The sequence below is a fragment of the Streptomyces sp. NPDC091292 genome, from assembly GCF_044757265.1.
Lineage (GTDB): Bacteria > Actinomycetota > Actinomycetes > Streptomycetales > Streptomycetaceae > Streptomyces.
Genome location: NZ_JBIVUQ010000006.1, coordinates 1 through 16,912, shown reverse-complemented (window position 1 = coordinate 16,912; position 16,912 = coordinate 1). Strand labels below are relative to the sequence as shown.

13 protein-coding genes are annotated in these 16,912 nt (G+C 70.2%); 6 read left to right on the top strand and 7 right to left on the bottom strand.

Features of this window, described 5'->3' with window-relative positions; all coding sequences use genetic code 11:
- The first annotated feature begins 84 nt into the window (after positions 1-84).
- Complete coding sequence (locus ACIQNU_RS18485; protein ID WP_401367167.1) at positions 85-3,324, top strand: alpha-L-rhamnosidase; 3,240 nt, start codon at positions 85-87, stop codon at positions 3,322-3,324.
- A gap of 104 nt (positions 3,325-3,428) precedes the next feature.
- On the opposite strand, the gene ACIQNU_RS18480 is transcribed toward ACIQNU_RS18485, so the two are convergent.
- The 3 genes from ACIQNU_RS18480 to ACIQNU_RS18470 all read right to left on the bottom strand — a co-directional run bounded on the left by ACIQNU_RS18480 (position 3,429) and on the right by ACIQNU_RS18470 (position 6,370).
- Positions 3,429-4,679: an MFS transporter gene (locus tag ACIQNU_RS18480; protein WP_401367165.1), complete on the bottom strand. Its 1,251-nt coding sequence runs from the start codon at positions 4,677-4,679 to the stop codon at positions 3,429-3,431.
- Complete coding sequence (locus ACIQNU_RS18475; protein WP_401367162.1) at positions 4,676-5,827, bottom strand: PLP-dependent cysteine synthase family protein; 1,152 nt, start codon at positions 5,825-5,827, stop codon at positions 4,676-4,678. The genes ACIQNU_RS18480 and ACIQNU_RS18475 overlap by 4 nt, the downstream gene beginning before the upstream one ends.
- 99 nt (positions 5,828-5,926) lie before the next feature.
- Positions 5,927-6,370, bottom strand: coding sequence for a hypothetical protein (locus ACIQNU_RS18470; protein WP_401367161.1), 444 nt, complete (start codon positions 6,368-6,370; stop codon positions 5,927-5,929).
- Between the two features lie 235 nt (positions 6,371-6,605).
- Between ACIQNU_RS18470 and ACIQNU_RS18465 the strand changes: the two genes are divergently transcribed.
- The gene (locus tag ACIQNU_RS18465; RefSeq protein ID WP_401367159.1) at positions 6,606-6,914 is read left to right on the top strand and encodes a nitroreductase family protein; all 309 of its coding nucleotides are present in this window, start codon (positions 6,606-6,608) and stop codon (positions 6,912-6,914) included.
- A 219-nt stretch (positions 6,915-7,133) separates the two neighbouring features.
- Here the strand turns inward: ACIQNU_RS18465 and ACIQNU_RS18460 are convergent, their stop codons facing one another.
- The 4 genes from ACIQNU_RS18460 to ACIQNU_RS18445 all read right to left on the bottom strand — a co-directional run bounded on the left by ACIQNU_RS18460 (position 7,134) and on the right by ACIQNU_RS18445 (position 12,225).
- Positions 7,134-7,982: a fumarylacetoacetate hydrolase family protein gene (locus tag ACIQNU_RS18460; protein WP_401367156.1), complete on the bottom strand. Its 849-nt coding sequence runs from the start codon at positions 7,980-7,982 to the stop codon at positions 7,134-7,136.
- 34 nt (positions 7,983-8,016) lie between these two features.
- A complete protein-coding gene (locus tag ACIQNU_RS18455; RefSeq protein WP_401367153.1) occupies positions 8,017-9,465 on the bottom strand; it encodes an NAD-dependent malic enzyme in 1,449 nt (482 codons plus the stop codon).
- A gap of 73 nt (positions 9,466-9,538) precedes the next feature.
- Positions 9,539-10,903 (bottom strand): cation:dicarboxylate symporter family transporter, encoded by a 1,365-nt coding sequence (locus tag ACIQNU_RS18450; protein ID WP_401367151.1) that lies wholly within the window; start codon positions 10,901-10,903, stop codon positions 9,539-9,541.
- Between the two features lie 155 nt (positions 10,904-11,058).
- Positions 11,059-12,225 carry a mandelate racemase/muconate lactonizing enzyme family protein gene (locus ACIQNU_RS18445; protein WP_401367148.1) on the bottom strand — a complete coding sequence of 389 codons (1,167 nt, stop codon included), beginning with the start codon at positions 12,223-12,225 and terminating at the stop codon, positions 11,059-11,061.
- 108 nt (positions 12,226-12,333) lie between these two features.
- On the opposite strand from ACIQNU_RS18445, the gene ACIQNU_RS18440 reads away from it, so the two are divergent.
- From ACIQNU_RS18440 to dctA, 4 genes are all read left to right on the top strand, one after another.
- Positions 12,334-13,017, top strand: a complete 684-nt coding sequence (locus ACIQNU_RS18440) for a GntR family transcriptional regulator (RefSeq protein ID WP_401367146.1) — start codon at positions 12,334-12,336, stop codon at positions 13,015-13,017.
- Between the two features lie 7 nt (positions 13,018-13,024).
- Positions 13,025-13,927: a LysR family transcriptional regulator gene (locus ACIQNU_RS18435; protein WP_401367143.1), complete on the top strand. Its 903-nt coding sequence runs from the start codon at positions 13,025-13,027 to the stop codon at positions 13,925-13,927.
- A gap of 57 nt (positions 13,928-13,984) precedes the next feature.
- A complete protein-coding gene (locus ACIQNU_RS18430) occupies positions 13,985-15,043 on the top strand; it encodes a tartrate dehydrogenase (protein ID WP_401367141.1) in 1,059 nt (352 codons plus the stop codon).
- 191 nt (positions 15,044-15,234) lie between these two features.
- Entirely contained in the window at positions 15,235-16,611 is a 1,377-nt protein-coding gene (gene dctA, locus ACIQNU_RS18425) for a C4-dicarboxylate transporter DctA (RefSeq protein WP_401367138.1), read from the top strand.
- Positions 16,612-16,912 lie beyond the last annotated feature (301 nt).

Genomic DNA, 16,912 nt, shown 5'->3' with positions numbered 1-16,912 from the left:
CTTGACGCACGTATCGAGCACCCCTACGTTCCCCCTCGTGAATCGATTCATAGCCGAGCCGCCGAATCGCTGAGGAGTTGGCCCGTGATCAGCAGAAGACGCATGACCGGTACGGCCGTCGCGTTGGGAGCCGGACTCATGGCCGGGCCGCTTCCGGAGGCCGCCGCCGCGACCGAGGGGCGGACGGGCGCCGCCGGGGGAGTGGGGGCGGGGGCGGGGGTGAGGCCGAAGCCCCTGCGGGTGGTCACGCCGACCGCCGAGTACGTGCGCTCGCCGCTGGGCCTGGACGTCCCCCGGCCCCGGCTGAGCTGGCCGCTGAAGAGCGACGGCAAGAAGGACGGCGACGCCGCTCAGAGCGCGTACCAGATCCGGGTCGCCACCAGTCCCGGACGGCTGGACCGGCCGGATGTCTGGGACAGCGGCAAGGTCGCGTCGGCGCAGTCCGTCCTCGTCCCGTACGCCGGGCCCGAGTTGGCGCCCCGCACCCGCTACCACTGGAGCGTCCGGGTCTGGGACACCCACGGCACCGCCTCCGAGTGGAGCGAGCCGGAGTGGTGGGAGACGGGCCTCATGCGGCCCGCCGAATGGTCCGCGAAGTGGGTCTGCGCGCCCGCCGCACTCACCAACGCCCCCTCGCTGGAGGGCTCTTCCTGGATCTGGTTCCCCGAGGGCGACCCGGCGAGCAACCTTCCCGCGGGCACCCGGTGGTTCCGGCGCACCCTGGAGGCCCCGGCCCGTGTCACCCGCGCCCGCGTCGCCGTCACCGCCGACGACGCGTACACCCTGTACGTCAACGGCACTCAGGTCGGACACACCGACGCCGACAGCGACGCCGAGAACTGGCGCAGGCCCGCCGTCATCGACGTCACCACCGCGCTCACCTCCGGCACCAACGTCCTCGCGGCGACGGCGACCAATGGCAAGGAGAGCCCGGCCGGACTCCTCGCGGTCCTGGAGATCACCACCGCCGACGGAACCACCACCGTCGTCACCGACGACACGTGGAAGACCACCGACCAGGAACCGTCCGGGAGTTGGCAGGGCACGGGCTTCGACGACAGCGCCTGGCGGGCCGCCCGCAAGGGCCCCGTCTGGGGCACCGGCCCCTGGGGCAAGGTCACCCCGTCGTACTTCCCCGCCACCCAACTGCGCCACGCCTTCCGCCTGCCCGGCAAGAAGGTCGCCCAGGCCCGCCTGTACGTCACCGCGCTCGGCCACTACGAGGCGCACCTCAACGGACAGCGCGTGGGCCGCGACCAGCTGGCCCCCGGCTGGACCGACTACCGCCGGCGCGTCCAGTACCAGACCTACGACGTGACCAAGCTGGTGCGCGGCGGCGACAACGCCATCGGCGCCCATCTCGGCGTCGGCTGGTACGCGGGCAACATCGCCTCCTTCGGCCCGCACCACTACGGCGACCGCCCCGCCCTGCTCGCCCAGCTCGAAGTGGTCCACCAGGACGGTACCCGGACCGTGGTCGTGTCCGACACGGGCTGGCACGCCACCGCCGGCCCGATCACCAGCGCCGACATGATGGCAGGCGAGGACTACGACGCCCGCCGTGAGACACCCGGCTGGACCCGCGCGGGCTACGACGCTTCGGCCTGGCAGCCCGTCGAACCGGCGGGCACGATCACCGCCGAGCCGGTCGCCGAGATCGACGGACCCGTCCGCGTCACCCAGGAGCTGGCCACCCGCAAGGTGACCCAACCCCGGCCCGGCGTCCATGTGTTCGACCTCGGCCAGAACATGGTCGGCACCGTGCGCCTACGGGTCTCGGGCAAGGCCGGCACCACGATACGGCTGCGCCACGCCGAGGTACTCAACCCGGACGGCACCCTCTACACCGCCAACCTGCGCTCGGCCCGCGCCACCGACACGTACACCCTCAAGGGCGGTGGCGAGGAGGTGTACGAGCCGCGGTTCACCTTCCACGGGTTCCGGTACGTGGAGGTCACGGGCCATCCGGGGACACCGCGCGCGAGTGCGGTCACCGGGCGGGTCATGCACACATCGGCGCCCTTCACCTTCGACTTCAGCACCGATGTGCCGATGCTCAACCAGCTGCACGGCAACATCACCTGGGGACAGCGCGGCAACTTCCTCTCCATCCCCACCGACACACCCGCCCGCGACGAACGTCTCGGCTGGACCGGCGACATCAACGTCTTCGCACCGACCGCCGCGTACACCATGGAGTCCGCGCGCTTCCTCACCAAGTGGCTCCAGGACCTGCGCGACGCCCAGGCGAGCGACGGCGGGATCACCGACGTGGCGCCCTTCGTCGGCTATGTCGGCAAGGGCGCGGCGGGCTGGGGCGACGCGGGTGTGACCGTGCCCTGGGCCCTCTACCAGGCATACGGCGACACACGTGTCCTGGAGGACTCCTGGGACTCGATCCTGAAGTGGCTGGACTACCTCAAGAACAACAGCACCGGACATCTGCGGCCCGCGAGCGGCTACGGCGACTGGCTCAACATCGACGACGAGACACCGAAGGATGTCATCGCCACCGCCTACTACGCCCACAGCGCGGACCTCACCGCACGTATCGCGAAGGTGCTCGGCAAGGACCCGGCCCCCTACACCGCCCTGTTCGGTGTCGTCCGGGACGCCTTCCGCGCGGCCTACGTCTCCGACACCGGCCGGATCAAGGGCGACACGCAGACCGCGTATGTCCTCTCCCTCTCCATGGACCTCCTCCCCGAAGCGCTCCGCGCCCCCGCCGCCGACCGTCTCGTCTCGCTCATCGAGGCACGTCAGTGGCATCTGTCGACCGGGTTCCTCGGCACACCACGGCTGCTGCCGGTGCTCACGGAGACCGGGCACGACGACGTCGCCTACCGGCTGCTGCATCAGAAGACCTTCCCCAGCTGGGGCTACCCGATCGAGCGCGGCGCCACCACGATGTGGGAGCGCTGGGACTCCATCAGGCCCGACGGCACCTTCCAGGACGCCGGGATGAACTCCTTCAACCACTACGCGTACGGGTCGGTCGGCGAGTGGATGTACGCGCACATCGCCGGTATCGCACCGGGTGAGCCGGGCTACCGGCACATCGTGATCCGGCCGCGCCCCGGCGGCGAAGTGCGCCGTGCCCGCTCCCGGTTCACCTCGCTGTACGGCCCGATCGCGGTGGAGTGGAAGGCCGGGCGCGGCACGTTCGAGCTGGACTGCACGGTGCCCGTCAACACGACCGCCGAGGTATGGATCCCCGCGAAGGACGCCGGGTCCGTCCAGCACTCCGGCGCCCGCCTGCTGAGGACCGAGGCGGGGTGCGCGGTGTACGCCGTCGGATCGGGGGAGCACACGTTCCGCGCCTGACCGCCGTAGGTGCTTCCTTCTCCGTAGGTATTCCGTAGGTTTTCTGTAGGTCGCGCTGCGAGGCCGTGACGCATGGCCTCGCAGCGCACCGCTACCCGTCACGTCTAGGCCGGGGCCAACTGCCCCTCCGGTGCGGCGAGTCGGCCCCGCCGGGACAGCCGGGCCACGGCACCCGCGCACGCCAGACCCGTCGCCGCGAGGGCGAGCCACGTCAGCCACAGCATGTGCTGCCGCGCCGCGAAGTCCCACAGCGCACCGGTCGCGAGATTGCCCAGCGTGATACCGAGCCCGGACACTGTGTGGTAGAGGCCGTAGTGCGTGGCCACGAGACGGTCACCCGAAAGGCCGACCACCGTGTCCATCTCGAACGGATAGACCACCGCGCTCCCCGCCGCGAGCACCGCCACCGTGGAGACGAGCGCCACCACCGACAGCCACGGGGTATGTGCGGGGACGACGGCGAGCGGCACGAACGCGAGCCCCATCGCCGTGAGCCCCCGGACCAGCGCCTGCCCCGCACTCCACCGCCCCTTCGCCCAGGCGGTGAGCCGCAGTTGCCCGACCACCGCGACCGCCGCCGACACCACGAACAGCCCACTGGTGACCAGGGTGCCGCGCGACCCGAGAGCGTCGCCGGCGGCCAGCGGCAGCGCGAGATACACCTGGAACGTCAGCACGTACGAGCCGATCATCGCCAGCGAGAACAGCAGGAACGGCCGGTTGGCCACGACAATGCGCCACTGCGCGAGCACCCCGCCCGGCGCCCGGCCGCCGGAGCCGCCGCGCCGCGCAGGCAGGCTCCGCCACTGCACGGCCCCGAGCACCGCGAAGATCACCGCCGCCGTGCCGCACACCGCCCGGAAGTCGAGGGCGAGCAGGGCAAGTCCGACCAGCGGACCGAGCAGCATGCCCGCCTGGTAGAACACATTGAACGTCGCGAACGCGTCGACCCGCCGCTCACCGGCCTCGGCGGCGAGATACGCGCGGACCGCGGGGTTGAACAGTGCCCCGGCGAACCCGGTCGCGGCCGACGCGGCGATCAGCGCGGGCAGGTTGTCCACCCAGCCGAGCAGCCCGAAGCCGACGGTCCGCAGCAGACACCCCGCCATGATCGGCGCCTTGTACCCGAACCGGTCGGCGAGCGTCCCGCCGACCAGGAACATGCCCTGCTGCGACAGGTTCCGTACGCCGAGCACCAGCCCCACGGCCCAGGCGGCGAGGGCGAGATCACCCGAGAGGTGTGCGGCCAGGTAGGGCATCAGCATGTAGAAGGCGAGGTTGATGGCGAACTGATTGACCATCAGGAGCTGGACGGCGGGCGGGAAGGAGCGGGTCTGATGCCACAGGGTGGTCATGCGGACACCCCCGCCCCGGCGGTGGGGACCTTCCCGGGTCCGCGCTCGCCGGCCTTCGGATCGAGGACCGTCGCACACCGCGTCCAGCGCTCCACGACCCGCTCGCCGGGGTGCCCGATCTCCTCGGGTTCGTCGGCCGGTTCATGGCCGAGCAGGCCATGCGCACGGCAGTAGCCGTCGTCGAAGACGGTGCCGATGTACCGCTGGGGTCCGTCGGGGAACACGGCGACGGTACGGGAGTCGGCCGGAGCCCGCCCCGCCAGCCAGCGGGCGACCAGGGCGACCGCCCCCACACTCCAGCCACCGGTCGCGTACCGGCAGCGGGCCAGCGCACGCGCCGCCCACACGGCCTCCGGCGCGGCGACCCAGTGCACCTCGTCGAACAGGTCGTACGCGACATTGCCCGGGTAGATGCTGCTGCCGAGCCCGCGCATCAGACGGGCGCCCGCGGGCTGACCGAAGATGGTCGAGCCTGGTGTGTCGACGCCGATGACACGCAGCCTCGGGAAGGCGTCCCGCAGGACCGTGCCGATACCGGCGGAGTGCCCGCCCGTGCCGACGCTCACCACCAGTGTGTCGATGTGATCGAGCTGGGCGGCGAGTTCCTGCGCGAGCGGCCGGTACGCGGTCACGTTGTCGGGGTTGTGGTACTGGTCCGGGCACCATGCGTCGGGGTGGCGCGCCAGCAGTTCCTCGACGCGCTCGCGGCGCGCCTGCTGCCAGCCGCCGACCGGGTGCGGCGCGTCGACCAGGTGCACGTCGGCTCCGTACGCAGTGAGGAGCCCCGTCATCAGAGGCTCCATCCCCGGGTCGGTGACGACGGTGACCGGGTGCCCGAAGGTGACTCCGGCGAGGGCGAGTCCGAGGCCGAGCGTGCCGGACGTCGACTCCACGATGGGGGCACCCGGCAGCAACTGACCGCGCTCACGCGCCGCCCGGACCATGTACAGCGCGGTGCGGTCCTTGATACCGCCGGGATTGCGCCCTTCGAGCTTGGCCCAGAACCCGGACCCGGTCGGAGTGAACGGTTCCCCGACCCACAGGACGGGGGTGTCGCCGACGAGTCCGGCGGGCGTGCGGATCGGCCGCTTGGCGTCGGCCGGGGTGAGAGGTTCGGTGAGGGAAAGTTCGATGGGGGGTGGTGTCATGGCGTGCTTCTCCTGCGACCGGGGCGCGCTGAGCGCACCGGCCGTACGACGGGAACAGGGGGGGGCGGAGGACCGGCGACCGCGAAGGGCCGCTGCCGGTCAGGTCCGCCAGATCCCGAGGCGCGCCCGGACCTGCCCCGCGTCACCCGCCATGAGCCCGCCGTGCGTCGGTGGTGGTCCCGCCCGCGGCGCGGGCCGCGGGGCGACGGGGGAGTGGTCGACGGCCGTCCCGGACTGCACGGCGTCCACGGCGAGCGCGAGGCCGCGCGGGGGCTGCGCGGTGGGTTCGTCGGCGTCCCAGCAGCCCGAGGGGTCGCCCGGTTCCGGCGCGGTGTCCTGCCGAGCGGGGTCCTGCGCCCCGTCGTCGGGCTGGGCGCAGGACGTGGTGGCCGTCCACAGACAGTCGACGCGGCTGGTGTCGGCGGCAGCGGCGCCGTGGGCACAGGCCAGGAGATGCATCAGGCCGACGAGAAGCAACGCCAGCAGCGCCGCCCGCCGAGCCACCGGGGAGCGGCGGCCCCGGAACCCCGACCCTGCCGTCATGAACGCGAACGGTAGTCAACCCACCACATAAGGTTCCCGTCAGCCCACCCACCTGCGCGCCACCCCACCCCACCCACGCCCCCCACTCGACCCCGATTTCCCGCCACTTCCAAGGCCCTCAAGCCACATGCCCACCCGTCAGAACCGAACCGAGATCTTCACCGGTACGGGTGAACCGAGCGTGTCGGGAGACGTCCCGCCCCGGACACGGCTGCCCGTGGCAGGATCTGTCGGCATGGAGTTCTCCGAGGTGGTCCGTCGTCGGCGCATGGTCCGGCACTACTCCGACAGGCCGCTGACACCGGAGGTGGTCGAGCGGATCCTCGCCTCCGCTCTGCGCGCCCCTTCGGCCGGCTTCTCCCAGGGCTGGGCGTTCCTCGCCCTCACCGATGCCGCCGACCGTGCGCGGTTCTGGCCGTTCGTTCCCACCCGTGTCGAACAGACACCGACGATGCAGGACGCCCCTCTGGTCGTGGTGCCCCTAGTAGGGCTTGGTCAGGTTCGCTCGATGGTGGCGTGTCGGCCGTTCCGGTTTCCTCGCTGACGACGTGCAGAACCTCCCCGGCACCCCGGGGCACACGTTCCGCCAGTGGTGCGAGCAGCACCCGTAAAGAATTCAACTGACACGGCGCCGCTCACGCTGCAGACCAAGCAAGAGGTTCGGCACACACTCTGCGCCATCACCGGGCCCCTTGAGCCCGGCACTCCCCGCTGGGCCCAGGGGAACTTCGGGTGTTGCCCCCGGCGGGCAGGCGCGTTGCAGTCAGGGCGCAGCCATGACCTTTTGGTGCTGGCTGCCCAGTCCGTCGCCGCCGCAGGTGAGCGTGTCTCCGGGAGAGAGGTAGCGGGGCGGGTCGAGGTCCTTGCCGGCGCCGAAGGGGGTGCCGGTGTTGATGAGGTCACCCGGTTCCAGGACCATGAATTGGCTGAGGTGGCGGATGATGCGGGGGATGTCGCAGAGCATGTCGGCGGTGGTGCCGTCCTGACGGCGTGCGCCGTTGTGGTCCAGCCACAGGCGCAGCCGTGCGGGATCGCTGACCGTGTCGGGGGTGGCCAGCCAGGGGCCGCACGGGTTGAAGGTGGGCGCGGACTTTCCCATGAGCCACTGTCCGCCGCGCCCTTTCTGGAAGACGCGCTCGCTGAGGTCGTTGACGAGGACGTATCCGGCGATGGCGGCGGTGGCGTCGTCGTCGTCGGCCAGGTAGTGGCTGCGTGTGCCGATGACGACTCCCAGTTCCACCTCCCAGTCGGTGTGTGCCGAACCCTGCGGGACGAGGATGGGGTCGAAGGGCCCGCAGAGGGAGTTGGGTGCCTTGGAGAAGACGAGCGGGTCGGTTGGGACGGGCGTTTCGGTGGTGCCGGGGGCGCGGTAGTTGGCGCCCACGCCGAGAATCTGGTGGGGCCGGGCGATGGGAGCGCCGATTCGTTCCCCGGCGAAGCGGTGCACGGTGTTGGCGGCGCGGCGTTCCGCGACGGCATCGTGGAGGAGACGAGGGCCGCCAGCGGCGAAGAATGCCTCGTCGTAGTCCTCGACCAGGTCGGAGACGTCGATGTAGGTGTGCGGGTCGATCCGGACGACGGGCCGCTCGGAGCCGGCCGCTCCGATGCGCATCAGGTGCATGAGGGGTCTCTCGGTGGGTCGCGGCTCAGAGTGCGGGGGTTGAGCGGGGGGTGGTTTTCGCGTGTGCCGTGACGCCGGCTGCCTGGGCGGCGTTGCGTACGGCGTCGGCGACGGCGCCCGCGACCTTGTCGTTGAAGACCGAGGGGATGATGTAGTTCGCGTTGACCTCGTCCTCGGCGACCACATCGGCCAGCGCGCCGGCCGCGGCGAGCATCATCTCCGTGTTGACGGTGCGGGACTGAGCGTCCAGCAGACCGCGGAAGACACCCGGGAAGACAAGCACGTTGTTGATCTGGTTGGGGAAGTCGGAGCGGCCGGTGGCGACGACCGCGGCCGTCTGGCGGGCGATCGCGGGGTCGACCTCGGGGTCCGGGTTCGCGAGCGCGAACACGATCGCGCCGTCGGCCATCGCGGCGACGTCGTCGCCGTTCAGGACGTTCGGGGCGGAGACGCCGATGAAGACGTCGGCGCCGACGACGGCCTGCTTGAGGGTGCCGGTGACGCCCTCGGGGTTGGTGTTGTCGGCGATCCAGCGCAGCGGCGAGTCCGGGTCGGCGGCGACCAGGTCCTCGCGTCCGGCCTGCACCACGCCGTGGATGTCGGCGACGACGGCGTGCTTGACGCCCGCGGCGATGAGCAGCTTCAGGATGGCCGTACCGGCCGCTCCGGCACCGGACATGACGACCCGTACGTCCCCGATGCCCTTGCCCACCACGCGCAACGCGTTGGTGAGGGCGGCGAGCACGACGATCGCGGTGCCGTGCTGGTCGTCGTGGAAGACGGGGATGTCGAGGGCCTCGCGCAGCCGGGCCTCGATCTCGAAGCAGCGCGGCGCGGAGATGTCCTCCAGGTTGATGCCCGCGAAGCCGGGGGCGATGGCCTTGACGATCGCGAAGATCTCGTCGGTGTCCTGGGTGTCCAGGCAGATCGGCCAGGCGTCGATGCCGGCGAAGCGCTTGAAGAGGGCCGCCTTGCCCTCCATGACGGGCAGCGAGGCCATCGGGCCGATGTTGCCGAGGCCGAGCACCGCGGAGCCGTCCGTCACAACTGCGACGGAGTTGCGCTTGATGGTGAGGCGGCGCGCGTCCTCGGGGTTCTCGGCGATGGCCATGCAGACGCGGGCGACGCCGGGGGTGTAGATCATCGAGAGGTCGTCACGGTTGCGGATGGGGTGCTTGGACGCCATCTCGATCTTGCCGCCGAGGTGCATGAGGAACGTACGGTCGGAGACCTTGCCCAGCACGACGCCCTCGATGCCGCGCAGCTGCTCGACGATCTCGTCCGCGTGCGAGGTGGAGGAGGCGGAGAGGGTGACGTCGATGCCCAGGCGGTCGGCGTCGGAGTGGATGACATCGAGGGCGGTGACCGAGCCGCCCAGCGCCTCCATGGTGGCTGTCAGCTGCGAGACGGCGCTGCCGCCTGCGGGTACGTCGAGCCGGATGGTGATCGAGTAGGAGACGCTGGGCGCGCTCATGCGGACTGTCCTCTTCTTCTGTGGAGCGGCAGGGAGGGGGGATCCGCCTGGGGATACGGGCGGATCGGGGAGGTCAGGTTTCGGCGCCGACCTTGGTGTCGGTGCCGGCTTTGTCATCGGCCTGGGTGTCGGCGGGTGTTGGTGTCTGGGAGGTGCGGGACTGCAGGATCGAGCGGGCCTTGTCGATGTCGAGGTCCTTCTCCCATTTGCCGATCACGATGGTGGCGACGGCGTTGCCGAGGACGTTGATGAAGACGCGGCCCTCGTTGAGGAGGCGGTCGATGCCGACGATGAGGGAGAGGGCGGCCAGGGGAACGTGGCCGACGGCGGTGACGGTGCTGGCGAGGACGATGAACGCTCCGCCCGCGATGCCCGCGGTGCCCTTGCTGGTGAGCATCATGACGCCGACCATGATCAGCTGCTGCTGCCAGGACAGGTCGATACCCATCGCCTGGGCGAGGAACATGGAGGCCATGGTGAGGTAGACCGCGGAGCCGTCCAGGTTGAAGGAGAAGCCGGAGGGGATGACGATGCCGACGACCGGCCGGCCGACGCCGAGGGTCTCCAGCTTGCGTACGAGCTGCGGTAGGACGGCTTCGCTGGAGCAGGTGCTCAGGGCGACGAGGAGTTCGGCCTTGAGGAAGCGCATCAGGCCGAACAGGCTCAGGCGGCAGGCTCGCATGATGGCGCCGAGCACGATCAGGACGTACACGATGCAGGTCGCGGTGAACAGGATGATCAGGTAGCCGAGCTGTTTGAGGCTGTCGGCGCCGTAGGCGGCGACCACGGTGGCCAGGGCGCCGAAGGTGCCCCAGGGTGCCAGCCACATCACCCAGCTCACGATGCGGAACACGACGTCCGAGAGGGCTTTGATCCCGCGGGTCAGGGGTGCGCCGTCCTCGCCGGCCATGTTCAGGGCGACGCCGAAGACGATGGAGACCATGAGCGCGGCCAGGATGGCGTCACCGGTGATCGCTCCCAGCAGGGAGGTGGGGATCAGGGAGGAGACGAAGCCGGTGAAGGTGGCGTGCTCGTTGGCGGTCTCGGGCACGTCGGCCGCGTTCAGCGAGGCGGGGTCGACGTGGAGGCCGGAGCCCGGCTGGAAGATGTTGGCGACGACCAGCCCGATCAGCATGGACAGCAGCGACAGCACCAGGAAGTAGCCGATCGCCTTCACGCCGATCCGGCCCGCCTTGCGCAGGTTGTCCATGGAGGCGATGCCGGTGGTGACCACGCAGAAGACGACCGGGACGACGATCATCTTGACCAGGTCGATGAACCAGTCGTTGAGCGGCTTGAGTTCCTTGCCGATGTCGGGGGCGAGGATGCCGACGGCGATGCCGAGGACCGCGCCCAGCACCACCTGGAACCACAGCTCACGTATCAGACGGTTCAGCCGGGACCGCTGCGGGCGGCCGGTGGCAGTAGTGGATGTCATCGATGGTGCTCCCTTGCACGACGATCGTGTCTAGCCCTGTCCCGTGGGGGGTGTGCGTGGGGGACGCGAAGCGGCTCGCGTCCCCCGGGGTCGTACGTTGTGCTCGGATCCGGCCCCGGGCGGCGGTTCGCTACCGGCGCGAACCGTGCCGCCGGTCAGCTGTGCAGGCCGCGCAGGACCTTGTAGAAGGCGGCCTTGCCCTCGAAGCCGATGCCGGGGATGTCGGTGAGGCCGACGCGGCTCTTCTCGACGACGGCGTCGTCGGCGAAGCCGCCGGTGGGCTGGAACTCGCCCGGGTAGGACTCGTTGCCGCCGAGCTTGAGGGCGGCGGCGATGTGCAGGGAGAACTGGTGGCCACCGTGCGGGATGCAGCGCCGCGAGGACCAGCCGTGCTGCCGCAGCATGTCCTGGATGCGCAGGTACTCCACCAGGCCGTAGGAGAGGGCGGGGTCGAACTGGAGGGTGTCGCGGTCCGGGCGCATGCCGCCGTAGCGGATCAGGTTGCGGGCGTCCTGGAGGGAGAAGAGGTTCTCGCCGGTGGCGATGGAGCCGGCGTAGTGCTCGGCGACGGTGGCGTTGAGGTGGTAATCGAGCGGGTCGCCGATCTCCTCGTACCAGAACAGGCCATAGGGCTCGATGGCCCGACCGTACTCCAGTGCCGTGTTGAGGTCGAAGCGGCCGTTGACGTCGACGGCGAGGCGGGAGCCGTCACCGCCGAGGACGTCGATGACGGCCTCGATGCGCCGCAGGTCCTCGGCCAGGTCGGCGCCGCCGATCTTCATCTTGACGACGTCGTAGCCCAGGTCGAGGAAGCGGCGCATCTCGTCCTGGAGGTCGGTGAGGGTCTTGCCGGGGGCGTAGTAGCCGCCGGCGGCGTAGACGAAGACGGAGTCGTCGGGCTGCCCGTCGCCGTAGCGCTCGGACAGGTACCGGTACAGCGGCTTGCCCTCGACCTTGGAGGCGAGGTCGAACAGGGCCATGTCGACGACGCCGACGGCGACCGAGCGCTCGCCGTGGCCGCCGGGCTTCTCGTTGTTCATCATCACGTCCCACGCCTTGGCGTGGTCGAAGCGGCCCTGTTCGTCCAGGAGGCTGCCGGGCTCGGCGGCGGTCAGGCGGGGCAGGACGCGGCGGCGCAGGATCTCGCCGGCGCTGTAGCGGCCGTTGGAGTTGAAGCCGTAGCCCACGACCGGCTTGCCGTCGCGGATGACGTCGCTCTCGATCGCCACGATCGAGCAGTCCATGGAGCTGAAGTCGATCCAGGCGTTGCGGATCGAGGAGCTGATCGGGACGACGCCCTCGTACACGTTGGTGATCTTCACGACCGGCACCTTTCTCATATCTTATAAGTTGCGCGGTGTTAGGCTGAGGTGACATCACGGCGACTGTCAAGAGGGGTGCGCGCACCCGGGAAGGATTTTCGGGGGGCGATGGCCGACACGAACCTTTTCGTCAGCAAGAGCGACTACGCCTACGCGGAGCTGCGCGGACAGATCCTGTCGGGGGCGCTTCCCGCCGGGACGCGGCTCGCGCAGTACGACTTGGCGGGGTCGCTGAACATGAGCATCACGCCGCTGCGCGAGGCGATCCGCCGCCTGAGCAGCGAGGGCCTGGTCACCGTGGAGACCCACCGCGACGTCCGGGTGTCCACCATGAGCTCGGACGAAGCCCGGCAGCTGTTCGAGGTCCGCCTGTCCCTGGATCCCACGGCCGCGGAACTCGCCGCCTGGCGCCGCACCGATGAGGACATCGCCGTTATGCGGTCCGCCGTCGCGCGGCTGCTGCCCGTCACCCGCCAGTGGGGCGAGGAGGCCCTCACGGCCCACCGCGCCTTCCACCAGGCGCTCTACCGCGCCTCGCACAACGACGTCCTCATCCGTCTCCTGGACGACCTGTGGGACAAGTCCGACCGCTACCGGCGCCTGGGCCTCGAACTCCCGCCCGGGGACGAACCCCGCACCCGCGATCTCCAGGAACACCACCAGCTCGTCGATCTCATCGAGGACGGCCGGGCCGCCGAAGCCGCTCAGCTCATGCGCGACCACATCACCCACAGCCTCACCTCCACCGCCATCAGCGCCTTGGAGGATCGCGAAAGCGCCCGCTCGGGCTGAGGCGCCGATGGACATCCGGCAGCTGGAGTACTTCCTCGCGATCGTCGACTCGGGCGGCTTCAACCGGGCCGCTGCCGCTCTGTACGTCTCGCAGCCGTCCCTGTCCCAGGCAGTGCGGGCGCTGGAGCGCGACCTGGGCTCCGATCTCTTCCACCGGATCGGCCGGCGGGCCCAGCTCACCGAGGCGGGCCGGGCGCTGATCGAACCGGCCAGGGAGGCCGTCCGCAGCCTGGAGACCGCGCGGGCGAGCGTCGCCTCCGTCCACGAACTGCGCGCCGGCCGCTTGGACGTGGCGTCCATGCCGTCCCAGGCGGTGGAGCCGCTCACCACGCTCATCAGCGCCTTCAGCGACCGTCACCCCGGTGTGGTCGTCGCGGTGAAGGCGGTCTTCACCACGCGCGACGTCATCGACGCGGTGCGCACCGGCGCCGTGGAGCTGGGCCTGCTGGCCACATCGGGGCGGCTGCCGGAGAAGGAGGTCGCCACCGTCGCGCTCGGACGGCAGCGCTTCGTGCTCCTCGTCCCGCCCGGCGACCCGCTCGCGGGTCGACAGAGCGTGGCGCGCGAGGAACTGGCCGGACGACGGCTGATCGTGGGCCAGCCCGGGACGGGAATGCGCGCCTACGTGGACTCGCTGCGTGAGCAGGGCATCGCCTACGAGGTGGCGGCGGAGATCGAACACCGGGTAGCCCTGCTGCCCCTGGTGCTCGCCGGGGTCGGCCTTGCTGTGGTCACGGAGTCCTGGCGCCGGCTGGCCCGGCAGGCGGGCACCCATGTCCTCGACATCGAGCCGGCCACCGCCCTCAACGTCGGCCTGGCCAGCCGACGGGGCCCGCTGTCCCCGGCCGCGGCGGCTTTCCTTCACGCAGCACGCGGAGCCCCGACAGGCGCTGATAAGCGCGGCCTATAAGCGAGATCCGATCTGCGTCTTGGACGCGGTACAGCACACGTTGCTGCAATCGACGCCATGACGAACCACCGCATCGCCCTGATCCCCGGCGACGGCATCGGCGCCGAGGTCCTGCCCCCCGCCCAACAGATCCTCGACGCCCTCGGCCGCCGCCACGGCTTCACCCTCAGCTACACCAACTACGACGACTGGTCCTGCGAGCGGTACCTGCGCGACGGCGCGATGATGCCCGAGGACGGCATCGACCAGCTCCGCGACAAGGACGCCATCCTGCTCGGTGCGGTCGGCTACCCCGGCGTGCCCGACCACGTCTCGCTGTGGGGCCTGCTCATCCCCATCCGCCGCAGCTTCCGCCAGTACGTCAACCTCCGGCCCATCCGCGTATTCGAGGGCATCGACAGCCCGGTGCGCGGCGCGGCGGCCGGCGACGTCGACTTCGTCGTGGTCCGCGAGAACGTCGAGGGCGAGTACAGCGAGGTCGGCGGCCGCCTCAACCGGGGCTTCGAGGACGAGATGGCCGTCCAGGAGGCCGTCTTCACCCGGGCCGGTGTCACCCGCGTCCTGGACTACGCCTTCGACCTGGCCGCCCGGCGCGGGGGCCGCCTGACCTCCGCCACCAAGTCGAACGGCATCGTCCACACCATGCCGTTCTGGGACCAGCTCGTCGCCGACCGCGGCGCGCACCACCCCGACGTGACCTGGGACCAGGAGCACATCGACGCCCTCGCGGCCAAGTTCGTCCTGGAACCCGCCCGCTTCGACGTCGTCGTCGGCTCCAACCTCTTCGGCGACATCCTCAGCGACCTCGCCGCCGCCGTCGCCGGATCCATCGGCATCGCCCCGGCCGCCAACCTCAACCCGGAGCGGGAGTTCCCCTCCATGTTCGAGCCGGTGCACGGCTCCGCACCCGACATCGCCGGCCAGGGCATCGCCAACCCCCTGGGGGCCATCTGGTCGGCGGCCATGATGCTCGACCACCTCGGCCACCCGGAAGCGGCCAAGGACATCACCGACGCCATCGCCGCCGTGCTGGCCAAGACCGACGCACGCACCCGCGACCTCGGCGGCACCGCCACCACCGCGCAGTTCACCGACAAACTACTCGAACTGCTCTAGAGCGTCGGCCCGACGGCAGGGCCTGACCGCCACCGCGGACCGGTGGCCACAGCGGCACGGACGACGCCGCCGCGGCCACCGGGCGCCCGCCCCCACCCTTCTCCGAGCCGCGCGTCCCCCCACAGCTGCTCCCTCCCAGGGAGCCGACCCGCGTCCCGGCTGCGCACCGTTCCTCAATGAGGAGAAACGACATGGCAGCACCCGCAACCCTCGCACCCCCGCCCCTCTTGGACGAACCGAAGAAGCCCTGGCACCGGCAGTTGTACTTCTGGGTCCTGACCGCCATCGTCACCGGTGTCCTCACCGGCTGGCTGTGGCCCTCGGCCGGCACCGCCCTGGAACCGGTCGGCACCACCTTCGTCGCCGCCATCAAGATGCTGATCACGCCGATCGTCTTCCTGACCATCGTGGCCGGTATCGGCAGCGTGGACAGTCTCGGCAGGGTCGGCCGCGTCGGCCTGAAGTCCCTGGTCTACTTCCAGGCCGGCACCCTGGCCGCCCTGCTGGTCGGCCTCCTCGCCGTCAACATTTTCCAGCCCGGCGCCGGCGTCCATGCCCACCCTGGCGACCTCCGCCTGGAAGGCGACGCGAGCCAGTACGTCAAGGACGGGCAGAACCAGGAGTGGTGGCACTTCCTCACCGACCTCGTTCCCAACAGCGCGGTCGGCGCCTTCGCCGAGGGCAACATCCTCCAGGTCATCTTCTTCTCGGTCCTCTTCGGCATCGCCCTGAAAGCCGTCGGCCCCGTCGGCGAACCGATCGTCGACGGCGTCCAACGCCTGAGCACCGTCGTCTTCAAGATCCTGCACTACGTCATGCTCGCCGCCCCCGTGGGAGCCTTCGGCGCCATGGCCTACACCATCGGCGAGTACGGGATCTCCACCCTCACCAGCCTGGGCCGGCTCATCGGACTCTTCTACGGCACGTCAGCGTTCTTCGTCGTCGTCATCCTGGGCGCCGTCACCGCCGCCCTGAAGATCAACATCTTCCGGCTGCTGCGCTACCTGCGCGAAGAGTTCGTCCTGGTGCTGGGCACCTCGTCCTCCGAGAGCGCACTACCGCGCCTGATGGCCAAGCTCGAAGGACTCGGCATCCGCCGCGACATCGTCGGCCTGACCGTCCCCACCGGGTACTCCTTCAACCTCGACGGCAGTTCCATCTATCTCTCCCTGGCCGCCGTCTACATTGCGCAGGCCACCGACACCCCCCTCAGCATCGGCCAGCAACTCGGCTTGCTCGCCGTCATGATCCTCACCTCCAAGGGCTCGGGCGGCATCACCGGAGCCGGATTCATCGCCCTGGCCGCCACACTCTCCACCGTCGGGACCATCCCTGCCGCTGGCATCATGCTGATCTTCGGAATCGACAAGTTCATGTCGGAATGCCGTGCCCTGACCAACCTGGCCGGCAACGGTGTCGCGACGCTCGTCGTCGCCCGCTGGGAGAAGGCCTTGGACACAGTGCATGTCAACAAGGTGTTGAACGCCCGCAAGAAGTCACCGCCGGCCGAGGACGAACAACACCTGCGCCCCGACGACGTCACCAACCAGCCGCCCACGGGAGCCTGAGCACAACCGAACGCCTCCCGCACCTCCGTCGCGCCGGTCCGGGAGGAGCATGCGCCGGACGCGCATGCGAGCCCCGGGCCCGGCGGACTTCCCGCCGGGCCCGGCAAGATGGCCGGACACGACCCGGCGCCCACCGCCGACAGGCAAACAGGCGTCTACCAGCAACAGCACCCCAACCCGGTAGACCAGCACGTCACACCACAGCCCTAGACGAGTCATTCCGAATGCTGACGGTGTGTCTGGGAACGCAGACAGGGCGTCCAAGATCGTTGTGTGACGAACAACCTGGACGCCCTGCTGA

Bases quoted from the DNA above. Each gene is read 5' to 3' on its own strand.
- ACIQNU_RS18455 (WP_401367153.1), bottom strand. From the start codon at position 9,465: ATGAGCGCGCCCAGCGTCTCCTACTCGATCACCATCCGGCTCGACGTA.
- ACIQNU_RS18450 (WP_401367151.1), bottom strand. From the start codon at position 10,903: ATGACATCCACTACTGCCACCGGCCGCCCGCAGCGGTCCCGGCTGAAC.
- ACIQNU_RS18440 (WP_401367146.1), top strand. From the start codon at position 12,334: ATGGCCGACACGAACCTTTTCGTCAGCAAGAGCGACTACGCCTACGCG.
- ACIQNU_RS18460 (WP_401367156.1), bottom strand. From the start codon at position 7,982: ATGCGCATCGGAGCGGCCGGCTCCGAGCGGCCCGTCGTCCGGATCGAC.
- ACIQNU_RS18470 (WP_401367161.1), bottom strand. From the start codon at position 6,370: ATGACGGCAGGGTCGGGGTTCCGGGGCCGCCGCTCCCCGGTGGCTCGG.
- ACIQNU_RS18430 (WP_401367141.1), top strand. From the start codon at position 13,985: ATGACGAACCACCGCATCGCCCTGATCCCCGGCGACGGCATCGGCGCC.
- ACIQNU_RS18435 (WP_401367143.1), top strand. From the start codon at position 13,025: ATGGACATCCGGCAGCTGGAGTACTTCCTCGCGATCGTCGACTCGGGC.
- ACIQNU_RS18480 (WP_401367165.1), bottom strand. From the start codon at position 4,679: ATGACCACCCTGTGGCATCAGACCCGCTCCTTCCCGCCCGCCGTCCAG.
- ACIQNU_RS18465 (WP_401367159.1), top strand. From the start codon at position 6,606: ATGGAGTTCTCCGAGGTGGTCCGTCGTCGGCGCATGGTCCGGCACTAC.
- ACIQNU_RS18475 (WP_401367162.1), bottom strand. From the start codon at position 5,827: ATGACACCACCCCCCATCGAACTTTCCCTCACCGAACCTCTCACCCCG.
- dctA (WP_401367138.1), top strand. From the start codon at position 15,235: ATGGCAGCACCCGCAACCCTCGCACCCCCGCCCCTCTTGGACGAACCG.